At 64.5% G+C, this 12,992-nt stretch carries 11 protein-coding genes; 4 read left to right on the forward strand and 7 right to left on the reverse strand.

Annotation, left to right across the window (positions count from 1 at the left end):
* Positions 1–83: 83 nt before the first annotated feature.
* From E7811_RS08820 to pobA, 4 genes are all read right to left on the reverse strand, one after another.
* A complete protein-coding gene (locus tag E7811_RS08820) occupies positions 84–1,397 on the reverse strand; it encodes a TRAP transporter large permease (protein ID WP_136394142.1) in 1,314 nt (437 codons plus the stop codon).
* Positions 1,394–1,930 carry a TRAP transporter small permease gene (locus E7811_RS08825; protein WP_211092090.1) on the reverse strand — a complete coding sequence of 179 codons (537 nt, stop codon included), beginning with the start codon at positions 1,928–1,930 and terminating at the stop codon, positions 1,394–1,396. Before E7811_RS08825 ends, E7811_RS08820 begins: the two co-directional genes overlap by 4 nt.
* Before the next feature lie 106 nt (positions 1,931–2,036).
* Positions 2,037–3,068, reverse strand: coding sequence for a TRAP transporter substrate-binding protein (locus tag E7811_RS08830; RefSeq protein WP_136394143.1), 1,032 nt, complete (start codon positions 3,066–3,068; stop codon positions 2,037–2,039).
* 39 nt (positions 3,069–3,107) lie between these two features.
* Positions 3,108–4,277: a 4-hydroxybenzoate 3-monooxygenase gene (gene pobA, locus E7811_RS08835; RefSeq protein WP_136394144.1), complete on the reverse strand. Its 1,170-nt coding sequence runs from the start codon at positions 4,275–4,277 to the stop codon at positions 3,108–3,110.
* Positions 4,278–4,469: 192 nt separating this feature from the next.
* Here pobA and E7811_RS08840 point away from each other — a divergent pair, with 192 nt between their 5' ends.
* Positions 4,470–5,261, forward strand: coding sequence for a helix-turn-helix domain-containing protein (locus E7811_RS08840; protein WP_168732954.1), 792 nt, complete (start codon positions 4,470–4,472; stop codon positions 5,259–5,261).
* Between the two features lie 197 nt (positions 5,262–5,458).
* On the forward strand, positions 5,459–8,071 hold the full coding sequence (gene clpB, locus E7811_RS08845) for an ATP-dependent chaperone ClpB (protein WP_136394146.1): 2,613 nt from the start codon (positions 5,459–5,461) through the stop codon (positions 8,069–8,071).
* 49 nt (positions 8,072–8,120) lie between these two features.
* Here the strand turns inward: clpB and E7811_RS08850 are convergent, their stop codons facing one another.
* The 3 genes from E7811_RS08850 to E7811_RS08860 all read right to left on the reverse strand — a co-directional run bounded on the left by E7811_RS08850 (position 8,121) and on the right by E7811_RS08860 (position 10,907).
* On the reverse strand, positions 8,121–9,650 hold the full coding sequence (locus E7811_RS08850; RefSeq protein ID WP_136394147.1) for a fasciclin domain-containing protein: 1,530 nt from the start codon (positions 9,648–9,650) through the stop codon (positions 8,121–8,123).
* Positions 9,651–9,787: 137 nt separating this feature from the next.
* Positions 9,788–10,270, reverse strand: a complete 483-nt coding sequence (locus E7811_RS08855; protein ID WP_168732955.1) for a fasciclin domain-containing protein — start codon at positions 10,268–10,270, stop codon at positions 9,788–9,790.
* A gap of 199 nt (positions 10,271–10,469) precedes the next feature.
* Positions 10,470–10,907: a DUF302 domain-containing protein gene (locus E7811_RS08860; RefSeq protein WP_136394148.1), complete on the reverse strand. Its 438-nt coding sequence runs from the start codon at positions 10,905–10,907 to the stop codon at positions 10,470–10,472.
* A 165-nt stretch (positions 10,908–11,072) separates the two neighbouring features.
* Between E7811_RS08860 and msrP the strand changes: the two genes are divergently transcribed.
* Both msrP and msrQ read left to right on the forward strand, forming a co-directional pair.
* A complete protein-coding gene (gene msrP / locus E7811_RS08865) occupies positions 11,073–11,987 on the forward strand; it encodes a protein-methionine-sulfoxide reductase catalytic subunit MsrP (RefSeq protein ID WP_136394149.1) in 915 nt (304 codons plus the stop codon).
* Positions 11,987–12,583: a protein-methionine-sulfoxide reductase heme-binding subunit MsrQ gene (gene msrQ / locus E7811_RS08870; RefSeq protein ID WP_136394150.1), complete on the forward strand. Its 597-nt coding sequence runs from the start codon at positions 11,987–11,989 to the stop codon at positions 12,581–12,583. The genes msrP and msrQ overlap by 1 nt, the downstream gene beginning before the upstream one ends.
* Positions 12,584–12,992: the final 409 nt, after the last annotated feature.

Here is a 12,992-nt window from a genome sequence, read left to right on the forward strand (position 1 = left end):
CCCTCCGGAACCTGTTCCTACCTGTACCTTATCGGCGCCGCGTGACCAGTCAACCGGATTGACCGGGGTCAAGTCGCGCCGGGTCAGGGCAGCAGGAACAGCGATATCCCCGGAACAGCCGCCAGAAGGATCACGCGCATCAGATCTGAGGCCACGAAATACATCACCGCGCCGTAGGTTTCGCGGATCGGCGTCTCGCGGTCCATCGCGTTGATGATGAACAGGTTCAACCCCACCGGCGGCGTGATCAGGCCCACCTCGACCACGATCAGGACAAGCACCCCGAACCAGATCGCCATATGTTCGGGCGACAGGCCGAAATCCAGCGATTGCATCACCGGAAAGAAGATCGGGATCGTCAGCAGGATCATCGACAGGCTGTCCATCAGGCAACCGAGGATCAGGTAGATCGCAAGGATGATCGCCAGCACCACCCAGGGCCCGAATCCCTGCGCCACGACCCAGGCGGAAATGGTCTGGGGGACCTGCGTCAGGGCAAGGAAGGCGTTGAAGAAGGACGCACCCAGCACGATGAAGAAGATCATCGCCGTGCCCGAGGCCGTAGCCATCAGCGCCGCCCGCAGGCGCGGCCAGTCAAGCCCGCCCGAGGCCCAGGCCAGAAGGCCCGTGCCAAGCGCCCCGACCGACGCCCCTTCGGTCGGGTTGAAGATCCCGGTATAGATGCCTCCGACCACGACGGTGAAGATCGCCAGCACCGGCCAGACATCGCGCAACGCCCGGAAGCGCGCGCCATAGGGCAGGCGCGGGCGGCTGCCGGCGGCGCCGGGGTGCAGCCGGACATAAAGGTTGATGACCAGCATGTACCCGACAGCCGCGAGGATGCCGGGGATGAAGGCGGCAAGGAACATCTTGGCGATGTTCTGTTCGGTCAGCGTCGCATAGATCACCAGCACGACCGACGGAGGGATCAGGATTCCCAGCGTTCCGCCTGCGGCCAGCGCGGCGGTCGACAGGCCGCCGGAATAGCCCGCGCGCTTCAGTTCCGGCAGGGCGACCTGCGCCATCGTGGCGGCGGTGGCCAGCGACGACCCGCAGATCGAACCGAATCCCGCGCAGGCACCCACGGCGGCCATCGCCGTTCCGCCCTTGCGGTGGCCAAGCCATGCCTCGGCGGCCTTGAACAGCGCCCGGCTCATGCCGCCCAGGCCGGCCAGATGGCCCATGAGCAGGAAGATCGGGATGATCGACAGTGAATAGCTTGAAAACGTGGTGAAGGTTTCCGTCTTGAACTTGGACAGAATGATGTTGGGGCTGCCCGTCACGATCCACATCCCGCCGACGCCGCAGACCAGCATCGCAAGCCCGATTGGTGCGCGCAGGAAGATCATCGCCAGAAGAACCGGGAAGGACAGAAGGCCGATCTCGATGTTCGTCAATGCTTCGCGTCTCCCAGGGCGGGGCGCGTCTCGCGTCCGGTCAGCGCGGCAACCACGCGGTCAGCGGCCGACCACAGGCCCGTCAGCGCACCGATCACAGCCGGAACCATGCAGGCCGCATAGGCCCACCAGACGCGGAACTGAAGGAACATCGAGGTTTCGCCGTTCTTCAGCTTGCCCAGCATCCCTTCGTAAAGCCGCCAGGCGATGAAGATCATCACGGCGGCGAACAGAAGCTCCCAGACGGCCAACAGGATGCGGTTCGCGCGCAGGCCGAGACCCGAGGTGAAGATGTCCACAGTGGCATGACCCGCCTGCACCTGGCACAGCGGCAGGAAGGCGAAGATGGCAAAGGCGATGCCCGCCTCGACCAGTTCGAAATCGCCCGGGACCGGGCCAAGGCCGAGGGGCACCAGCGCCCGTCCGGTGATGCTGAGACAGGTCATCAGGATCAGCAGGACAAGAACGATCCCGCCCAGCATGGCCGAGCCGACGGTCATCCGGAAGACGATGCGGTTGATCTGGCCGGTCATTCGGTCAGGTGTCCCGTGCATGCACCGGGGGGAGCCCCCGGTGCGGTCTTCCGGGCCAGGATCGCTGAACCGCAGGACTTTGGCCCGCAGGACTCTGGCCCATCGGTCATTGGCCCATCAGGGCGCGGGCTTCGTCCAAGAGGGCCTGCCCGTCGATGCCCTGATCCGACATTTCCTTCAGCCAGGTGTCATAGGTGGGCTTTGCCGCGGCTTCCCATTCGGCGGACTGTTCGGCGGTCAGGGCGATGATGTTGTTGTCCATGTCCACCGCCATCTGCCGCGCGCCGTCATCGGCCGACTGGCTGAGCTTGCCCGCCATGGCCGAGAATTCCACCCCGGTGTTGGCGTCGATCACCGCCTTCAGGTCGTCGGGCAGGCCGTCATAGACCGCCTTGTTCATCGCCATGATGAAGGCCGAGGTATAAAGCGCCTTGCCCGCGAATTCGGTGTGGTTCTTCACCAGTTCCGAGGATTTCAGCGCGCCGGTGACTTCCCAGGGAATGATGGTCGCGTCGATCACGCCCTTCGACAGGGATTCGGGCACCGCCGGAACCGGCATGCCCACCGCCGTGGCGCCAAGGTTCGTCACCATCATGTTCGTCACCCGCGTCGGCGCGCGCAATTTCACGCCCGCGAGGTCCGCAGGCGCGGCGATCGGCGTCTTGGAATGGATGACACCCGGGCCGTGCGTCCACATGCCCAGAACCTTCACATCCGCGTATTCCGTGGCGAACATGTGCTTTTCGCCAAGCGTGTAAAGCGCACGCGAGGCGCTTTCGGCGTCGTTGATCAGGAACGGAAGCTCGATCACCTCGGTCCGGGGGAAGCGGCCCGGCGTATAGCCCGGCAGGGTCCAGACGATATCGGCCACGCCATCCGTGACCTGGTCGATCAGTTCCGGCGGCTTACCGCCAAGCTGCATGGCCGGGTAATGTTCAAAGGTAATGCGCCCGCCGGATTCCGCCGTGATCTTTTCCATCCACGGCACCAGAACCAGCGCCGGAACCGGGGCCTGCGCCGGCAGGAACTGATGCAGCTTCAGGACCACGTCCTGCGCGGCGGCTGCGCCCATCGACACGACCGTGGCCAGCGCCGACGCACAGGCGAGTCGGGCCAGTCTTGATACGGATACTTTCATTCTTTCCTCCCTTTGGGGCCGGTGACACGGCCAGCACACTCAGTAAGGTAAACCAGTATAATTCTCGGCCAAGGCCCGTCGTGCAACAGGTGATCGGGCTAGCCCCTCAAGTTCGATAAGCTGCATGCGCCGGTCGAATTCGGCCTGATCGGGGAAGCGGTGCAGCATCATGGTCATCGACCACGAAAACCGCATCGCCTGCCACACCCGCGCCAGCGCATCCTGCCCGTAACGATCCAGAAGGCTGCCGTCGCCCGAACGGTAGCGGGCGATCAGCGCACGCGACAGGTAGAACACGTCGGATGCGGCGAGGTTGAGCCCCTTCGCCCCGGTCGGAGGCACGATATGGGCTGCGTCCCCGCACAGGAACAGCTGGCCCCATTGCATCGGTTCTGAAACGAAGCTGCGCAGGGGGGCGATGCTTTTCTCGATCGAGGGGCCTGTCTCCATCCTGCCGGCCACTTCGGCAGGAAGACGGCGTTTCAGTTCGGTCCAGAACGCCTCGTCCGACCAGTCCTCGATCCGGTCGGTCAGCGGAACCTGAATGTAGTAGCGCGACAGCTGCGGATTGCGCATGGAGGCAAGCGCGAAGCCCCGGTCGTGGTTGGCATAGATCAGTTCGTGGCAGGCCGGTGGCGTTTCCGACAGGATGCCAAGCCAGCCAAAGGGATAGACCTTTTCGAATTCGCGCCGCACCTCGACCGGGATGGCCTGCCGGCTCGCGCCGTGAAAGCCGTCGCAGCCGGCGATCTGCCGGCAGTCAAGCCGATGGGTGGTCCCGTCGTGGCGAAAGGTGATGAACGGCGCCTCGCCCGTCAGATCGTGCAGCGCGACATCCTCGACGCCGTGCAGTATCGTGGCCCCCATCGCGTCCTGCGCCGCATAAAGATCGCGGGTGATTTCGGTCTGGCCATAGACCATGACACGCCTGCCGCAGGCTTCGGCAAAGTCGATGTGGATCATCCGGCCGCCGCTGGTCAGATAGCAGCCGTCATGCGGCAACCCCTCGCGGTGCATCCGCTCGCCCACGCCCGCGCGGTCAAGCAGGTCCACCGTTCCCCATTCCAGAACCCCGGCCCTGATCCGCGACAGCACATGGTCGCGCGGGCGGCGTTCGAGGACCACGGTCGAGATGCCTTCACGCATCAGGAGTTGCGACAAGAGCAGCCCGGAAGGGCCGCCGCCGATGATGGCGACATCCGTCCTCATACGATCCTCCCTGCGGGCCGGCTCCCATCGGCCCGTGTCGGATGCTATTTCTGAATCCTGGATTCAGAAATGGACGCATCGCGCTGAAGGTGGTACTTTCCGGACATGCCGCCCGACCCGCTCAGCACGGATTCCGGTTCCCGGAACATTCCCGCCTGGAACCTTTATGGCGAACGGCGGGCTTTTCCGGACGTGCTTCATATTGAAAGGATCACCGATCGCGCAGCGGGGCTGGACTGGCGCATCGCCCCACATCGCCATCCGCATCTGCACCAGTTCTTCCTGATCCTCGACGGGGCCGCGAAGGTGACGCTGGACGGCATCGCGCCGGATGTCGTGCCGCCGTTCCTTCTTTCGGTGCCGCCCGGTGTCGTGCATGGCTTCAGCTTCGCGGCGGGGACCGATGGGCATGTGCTGACAGTTCCGCTGCAAAGCCTGCCCGAACTGCTGGACGCGGGGGCCGCCCAGGGCACGGCGCTTGGTCGCGTCGGCATTCTGACCGAGATCGGCGCGCTGGAACCGCTTTTTCGCCGCATCCATGCCGAACACGATGGATCTGCACCCGCGCGAGGGGTGATGCTGCGCGCACTGGCGGCCGAAGTCGCCTGCCTGGTGCTCAGGGCGCTGGACGGGCCGATGGCGGAAAGCGGCGTCACGACCGATCCCCGGTTTCACCGGTTTCAGGCCGCGCTTAACCAGCATCTGCGGGATGGCTGGCGCCTTGCGGATCACGCCCGCGCCATCGGGATTTCTGAACGCCACCTGAGCAGGATCTGCCGCGCGGCGACCGGCCAGCCAGCCGCCACCCTGATCGAGGCGGCGCTGATGCGCGAGGCGTGCCGGCTTCTGGTCTATACGCGCGCATCCATCGCCTCGGTCGGCTATGATCTGGGGTTCGAGGACCCGTCTTATTTCTCGCGGGCGTTCCGGCGAGTGATGGGCCTTTCGCCGGGCGCCTACCGGGCGGGGTTCGAACGCGACTGACTGGGCTTTTCAGGACAATCCGCGCGGCCTGCCGCCCTTGGTCGCCGGGAACGCGGATGCGACATCGGGGAAAGCCCGAAAGCATGCCAGCAGCACCTTGCATCGCCCGCCCGGCTTCCCCACATTGACCATGAGGCCCAAGCCTACCGTGCCTTTCGAGGGCGGGGGCGGGCGGTGCTTGAACAAAGGAGATACCGATGAATTTGGAGAAATTCACGGAACGGTCGCGCGGATTCCTTCAGGCCGCACAGACGATCGCGATGCGGGAAAGCCACCAGAGGCTGTCGCCCGAGCATCTGCTGAAGGCGCTCATGGATGACGAACAGGGCATGGCCGCCAACCTGATCCGCAGGGCGGGGGGCGAACCGCAGCGCGTGGTTGAGGCCCTGACCCAGGCGCTGGCGAAACTGCCGAAGGTTTCGGGCGATGCCCAGCCGTTCATGGATCCGTCGATGGCGCGTGTCCTGGACGAGGCGGAAAAGCTGGCCAAGAAGGCGGGCGACAGCTTCGTTCCGGTCGAACGCATCCTGATGGCGCTGGCGATGGTGAACACCAAGGCCAAGGATGCGCTGGATGCAGGTGCGGTGACGGCGCAGAAACTGAATGCCGCGATCAACGACATCCGCAAGGGCCGCACCGCCGACACGGCCAGCGCCGAAGAAGGCTATGACGCGCTGAAGAAATATGCGCGCGACCTGACCGAGGCCGCCGAACAGGGCAAGATCGACCCGATCATCGGCCGGGATGAGGAAATCCGCCGGTCGATGCAGGTGCTGTCGCGCCGGACGAAGAACAACCCCGTGCTGATCGGCGAACCCGGCGTCGGCAAGACGGCGATCGCCGAGGGCCTTGCCCTGCGTATCGTGAACGGCGACGTTCCCGAAAGCCTGCGCAACAAGAAACTGCTGGCGCTCGACATGGGTGCGCTGATCGCGGGGGCAAAGTATCGCGGCGAGTTCGAGGAACGACTGAAGGCGATCCTGAAGGAAATCGAGGCCGCCGCGGGCGAAGTGATCCTGTTTATCGACGAGATGCACACGCTGGTGGGCGCGGGCAAATCAGATGGCGCGATGGATGCCGCGAACCTGATCAAGCCCGCGCTGGCCCGGGGCGAGCTACACTGCATCGGCGCCACCACGCTGGACGAATACCGCAAGTATGTGGAGAAGGACGCGGCCCTGGCCCGCCGTTTCCAGCCCGTGATGGTCGAGGAACCGACCGTCGAGGACACCATTTCCATCCTGCGCGGGATCAAGGAAAAGTACGAACTCCATCATGGCGTCCGGATTTCGGATTCGGCGCTGGTGGCGGCGGCGACGCTGTCGCACCGCTATATCACCGACCGTTTCCTGCCCGACAAGGCGATCGACCTGGTGGACGAGGCCGCCAGCCGCCTGCGCATGGAAGTTGACAGCAAGCCCGAGGAGCTGGACGCGCTCGACCGGCAGATCCTGCAGATGCAGATCGAGGCCGAGGCGCTGAAGAAGGAAGACGACGCCGCATCGAAGGACCGTCTGGAACGGCTGGAAAAGGAACTGGCCGATCTGCAGCAGCAATCGGCCGAGATGACGGCCAAGTGGCAGGCGGAACGCGACAGCCTGGAAGCGGCGCGGGACCTGAAAGAGCAGCTTGACCGGGCGCGCGCCGAACTGGATCAGGTGAAGCGCGAAGGCAACCTGGCCCGTGCGGGCGAGCTTTCCTACGGCGTCATTCCGGGGCTGGAAAAGAAGCTGGCCGAAGCCGAGGCCCGCGAGGGCGAGGCGCTGGTGTCCGAGGCCGTACGCCCCGAGCAGGTCGCCGAGGTCGTGGAACGCTGGACGGGCATTCCCACCTCGAAGATGCTGGAAGGCGAACGCGAAAAGCTGCTGAAGATGGAAGAGGAACTGGGCAAGCGGGTGATCGGCCAGCGGCAGGCGGTCGAAGCCGTGTCCAAGGCCGTGCGCCGCGCGCGTGCCGGGTTGTCGGATGAAAACCGCCCGCTTGGCAGCTTCCTGTTCCTTGGCCCGACCGGCGTGGGCAAGACCGAATTGACCAAGGCGCTGGCGGAATACCTGTTCGACGACGACAGCGCGATGGTGCGGATCGACATGAGCGAGTTCATGGAGAAGCACTCCGTCGCCCGGCTGATCGGCGCGCCGCCCGGATATGTGGGCTATGACGAAGGCGGGGTCCTGACCGAAGCCGTGCGCCGCCGCCCCTATCAGGTGGTGCTGTTCGACGAGGTGGAAAAGGCGCATCCGGATGTCTTCAACGTGCTGCTTCAGGTTCTGGACGATGGCATCCTGACCGATGGTCAGGGACGCACCGTGGACTTCAAGCAGACGCTGATCATCCTGACGTCGAACCTTGGGGCGCGGGCGCTGAGCGAACTGCCCGACGGTGCCGATCCGGCCCCGGCGCGGCGCGAGGTGGAAGAGGCCGTGCGCGCCCATTTCCGCCCCGAGTTCCTGAACCGGCTGGACGAGCAGGTCATCTTCGACCGGCTGACGCGGGCCGATATGGGCGGGATCGTCGAGATCCAGCTGCGCCGGCTTGAAAAGCGTCTTGCCGGTCGCAAGATCGCGCTTGAACTCGACGAGGCGGCGAAGGCCTGGCTGGCCGACGAAGGCTATGACCCGGTGTTCGGCGCGCGGCCCCTGAAGCGCGTGATCCAGCGGCAATTGCAGGACCCGCTGGCAGAAATGCTTCTGTCGGGCGACGTGCTGGACGGCTCGACCGTGTCGGTGACGGCAGGCCCCGGCGGGTTGATCATCGGCGACCGTGTGGTGCCGTCGCGCCGCGACCGGCCATCCGAAGCGGTGGTTCACTGATGCAGAAAGGGGGCCGAAAGGCCCCCTTTCCCTTTGGGCGGCAAGATCTTCAGCCGAACAGGAAGTCGGACGCGTCCAGCTGCGATCGGGTCACGCCGTTCAGCACAAGCTGGTCGCCGTCGCCAAAGTCGATCGTGACGGCGTTGCGCCCGGTCGTGATCAGGCCGCGCAGTTCGGCGAAGCTGTCGACATCGGTGCCCGAAACGTCGATCCTGTCGCGGCCGTTCTGGAAGTCGACGATGCGGTCGCGGCCATAGTCTTCGGCAAAGACGAAGGTGTCGCGGCCCGTGCCGCCGACAAGGCGATCATTGCCCGCGCCGCCGTCCACCGTATCGGCGCCTGCGCCACCGCGCACGACGTCACGGCCGTCGCCGCCGCGCACAAGATCGCGGCCCGCATCGCCACCGATCGTGTCGGCACCCCTGCCGCCAAGCACGACATCGTTGCCGCTGCCCGCGTGGATGCGGTCTGCGTTCGCGCCGCCGTCGATCCAGTCATTGTCGGCGCCTGTGACGATCCGGCTGGCGCGCGCGCCGTCGATGATGAAGTCGACGTCATTGCTGCCGTTCGATCGCAGGATGTTGGCCGGGATCAGCACGCCGTCGATGACATGAACGATGCCGTTCGCGGCCTGGATGTCGGTCGCTATCAGCGAGGGGTTGGGGATCTGCGGATCGGCATCGACCAGCTTGGTACCGTTCCGATCCAAGGACGTACCTAGCAGCGTGGCGATGGAATCCGTCGCCAGCACCTGCGAGGATTGCAGCGATTCCGGTGCGACGTGATAGGTCAGGATATCGGTCAGCAGCGGGATCGGATCCTCGCCGCCCGACAGCAGCGTCAGCGCACGCACCAGATAGCCGAAGGCGGCCTCTTCGCTGCCACCCTTGAAGCCAAGCGCGCGGGCAAGGCCCAGGAAGGCGGCATCGTTCGGGGCAAAGGCCGTCAGATCGGCATCCGGATCGTTCAGCGCACCGGCCAGACCGGCGGCCTGAACCGCGGCCAGCAACAGATCGAAATCGGCGCCGTTGCGGTCGAACGCCCCGGAAGAGGCCACGATCCCGGCGATCGTCGGCGCGTCGTTGCCCGGCAGGTCGATGGGCAGCAGCACGCGGTCGATCACGTGGATGATGCCGTTGTCCGCGGTGACGTTCGTCTGGATCAGCGAGGGGTTCAGAAGATCGGGTTCCTTGTCGACCAAGGTGACCCCGTCCGGGGCGAAGGTGGCGCCATTCAGCGTCGGCACCTCGTCCAGCGCGGCGACCTGGGCCAGCGTCTTGGCCCCGGCCGAAACGTGATAGAGGATCACGTCGCGGATGGTTTCGGCGGTCAGGTTGGTCGTCAGGAAGGTGGTGACGGCGGCTTCGTCGGTCAGGCTGCCGGTATAGCCCAGATCCTTGGCCAGCTGGGCAAAGGCTGCGTCCGTGGGCGCAAAGACGGTCAGGTTCGACGACGGGTCGGCGAGCGTGGAAACAAGCGAGGTGCTGAGGGTCGCGTCGACATAGGTAAGTGCGTTCACAAGAATGTTGAACCGCGCGTCGCCAAGCGCGATGCCGGCGATGGATGTGGTGCTGATCACGATGGGGTGCTCCAGTTGATGTGACTTTTCGGGGAAAAGGGGCGTTGGCTGGGGCTACCCATGCAGTTCGTAAGAACCGCCCCGCCGCACTGGAAAAAAGGGCGGCCCCGAAGGACCGCCCCAACATTTGAATCCGATTACATCGGCGGCATGATGACGGCGTCGATCACGTGGATCACGCCATTCGAGGCTTCGACGTCCGGAGCCGAGATGGTGGTGCCGTTGATCTTCGGCCCGCCTTCCAGGGTGATCGTGACTTCGGCGCCCTGGACGGTGGCGGCCTTCATGCCTTCGGTCAGGTCGGTCGACATGACCTTGCCGGGCACGACGTGGTAGGTCAGGATCGCGGTCAGCTTGTCCTTATTCTCGGGCTTCAGCAGGTCTTCGACGGTGCCCGCGGGCAGCGCGGCGAAGGCGGCATCGGTCGGGGCGAACACGGTGAACGGGCCTTCACCCTTCAGCGTGTCGACAAGGCCCGCGGCCTGAACGGCGGCGACCAGAGTGGTGAAGCTGCCCGCGCCGACGGCGGTGTCGACGATGTCCTTCGAGTGGTCGGCGGCGAAAGCCGGAGCGGCCAGCATCGTCGAGGCGGTCAGGGCAAGAAAGGTTCTGCGGATCATGTGTGTCGTCTCCCGTTTGTGTCTGGCGCGGTGTTGCGCCCGATCGAGGGGGATTACGGCCCACTGCCGCCGTGGATCAGGATCAAAAGCCCGAGGGTCCGGCTTGACGGAAAAAGCCCGCGCACTAAGCCGCGGGCTTTCTGCATTTCCAGTCAACCTTGCGTGATGCGAGTTGAACCGACGTGACCCGAACCGGCCGTCATTCCAGCATCAGTGCCTCTTTCACGATCCCCGAAAGAAGGTCCTGCACCGGTGCCATGCTGCCGGTGTAGGCGCGGTGGCCCACGGTGATCGTGCCCGGCTGGTCGGCCATTTCATAGACGAAGATGCCGTAGGGGCAATGCTGGACGTTCGTGATGTCGGCCTCCATCACCTGCCGGCTGACGCTGGCCGAGCAGAAGGAAAAGATATCGGCCTGCGTGAACAGCACCTTGTCCGAACCCACATCGGCGCGGGTGCGTTCCAGCATTTCGCCCGTATGGCTGACGTGGTCGATCACCAGTCCCGCGCCCACGATCGCGCTTTCCACGGCAAAGGCCACGTTGTCGAAGGAATCCTCGACGACATAGGTGACGGGGGCCTCGTCCGCGGCGGCGGGGATGGCCAGCAGGCAAATGGCAGCGGCAAATCTCAACATCGCATGTCCTCCTGATGCCGGGACAGCTAGCCCGGCGGTGCGCCGTCGGACCAGATGCCCCATTGCCGCATGTTACAGTCCCGTGCCACGAAAGTGAGAGAAGTTTTCTTGGCCAGCGCCGCAATACGCGCCATGTTTTCATCGGGTAACGACGGAGGTTTCGGGATGCCGGTGAAATCAGGATTGAAATGGTCGGATGTCACGCCCCGATCGGTCTGGATGAATCGCCGCGCGCTGATGATCGGCGCGGGTTCGGCCCTGGTCGCGGGCCCGGCCCTTGCCCGTATCGACGCGGCCCCCAGCCGCTATTCCACGGATGAAACCCCGAACACGCTGGAAGAGATCAGCAGTTACAACAATTTCTATGAATTCGGGTTCGACAAGGGCGACCCGGCCCGCAACGCGGGCGGCCTGACCATCGACCCGTGGTCGGTCACGGTGGACGGGCTGGTCGACCGGCCGGGCAACTATAATCTGGGCGACCTGATCAAGGACGCCCCGCTTGAGGAACGCATCTACCGGTTTCGCTGTGTCGAGGCCTGGTCGATGGTCATTCCCTGGATCGGGTTCGAACTGAGCCACATCCTGGCAAAGGTCGGCGTGCAGCCGGGCGCCCGCTATGTCGCCTTCGAAACGCTTCTGCGCCCGTCTGAAATGCCCGGCCAGCAGCGCGACAACTTCCCCTGGCCCTATGTCGAGGGGCTTCGGCTGGACGAGGCGATGCATCCGCTGACCATCATGGCGACCGGTCTTTACGGGGACGAACTGCCCCGGCAGAACGGGGCGCCGATGCGGCTGGTCGTGCCGTGGAAATACGGGTTCAAGTCGATCAAGTCGATCGTCCGCATCAGCCTGACTGCGGAACAACCGCCGACCACCTGGAACAAGCTGCAACCGTCCGAATACGGCTTCTATGCCAATGTGAACCCCGGCGTCGATCATCCCCGCTGGAGCCAGGCCAGCGAACGCCGCGTCGGCGGCGGCTTCCTTGCGCCGCGGATCGATACGCAGATGTTCAACGGATATGGTGAAGAGGTGGCGCATCTTTACGCCGGTCAGGACCTGACGGTCGATTTCTGATGGACAGGGTCAACGCGCTTTTGCGCAGGCTGCCCGTCGGGGCGGTCTACCTTGCGGGGGTGCTTCCCTTCGTGTGGACATTCGGGCGCGGGTTGACCGGCGGCCTGGGCGTCGATCCGGTGAAGGCACTGGAGCAGGCGCTTGGCCTTTATGCCCTGCAGTTCCTTGTCGCGGTTCTGGCGGTCACACCGCTGCGCCGTCATCTGGGGCTGAACCTGCTGCGCTTTCGCAGGGCGCTTGGCGTGCTGGCCTTCCTCTACATGGCTTTGCATCTTCTGGTCTGGGTCACGCTCGACCTGCAATTCCGCTGGGCCGAGATTGGCGCGGATCTGGTGAAACGGCCCCATATCGTCGTGGGCATGGCAGCCTTCCTTCTGGCGCTGCCTCTCGCACTCACATCGAATGACGCCGCGCTGCGCCGCCTCGGGGGCCTTGCCTGGCGACGGCTGCACCGACTCACCTATGTCGTTCTGCCGCTCGGGGCGATTCACTTCGTCATGCTCAGCAAAACATGGGCTTTGGAGCCGCTGGCCTATCTTGCGGCCGCGATCCTGCTTCTGGTGCTGCGACTCAATCCACGCCGCGCCGCGGCGTGAGTTGCGGCCCGTCATCGGGCCCCTGATCATTTTGTTGCGCTTCCTGGGGGTCAACTTGTGGCGAAAATTGCGCCAAACCCAAGATGTTGAGCAATTTTACGGAAGGCCGAAAAAATTGTCATCGACCTGTCGTTTTTTCTCTTGCGGCCCCCGAACGCCTTCCGTAAATACCGCCTCACCGAAGCGAACGGCACGGTGGAAACGCCGGACGGAAGCTGCGGAAATCTGGAGGCAAGGCGGACAGGGTACGCTAGGTGACTGGCGGCTCGGTTTTGTTTGTCCCACGCTCTTTGACATTGATGGATGATGAAGGGATATGCGGGCGGTTTGGTCGTTTCGACGATCGGACGTTTTGCATATCGGTCCACTAGGGGAAGTATCCTCGATGATGTGGATGTCAGCTTCACGT

The sequence above is a fragment of the Aliigemmobacter aestuarii genome, assembly GCF_004799285.1.
Lineage (GTDB): Bacteria > Pseudomonadota > Alphaproteobacteria > Rhodobacterales > Rhodobacteraceae > Aliigemmobacter > Aliigemmobacter aestuarii.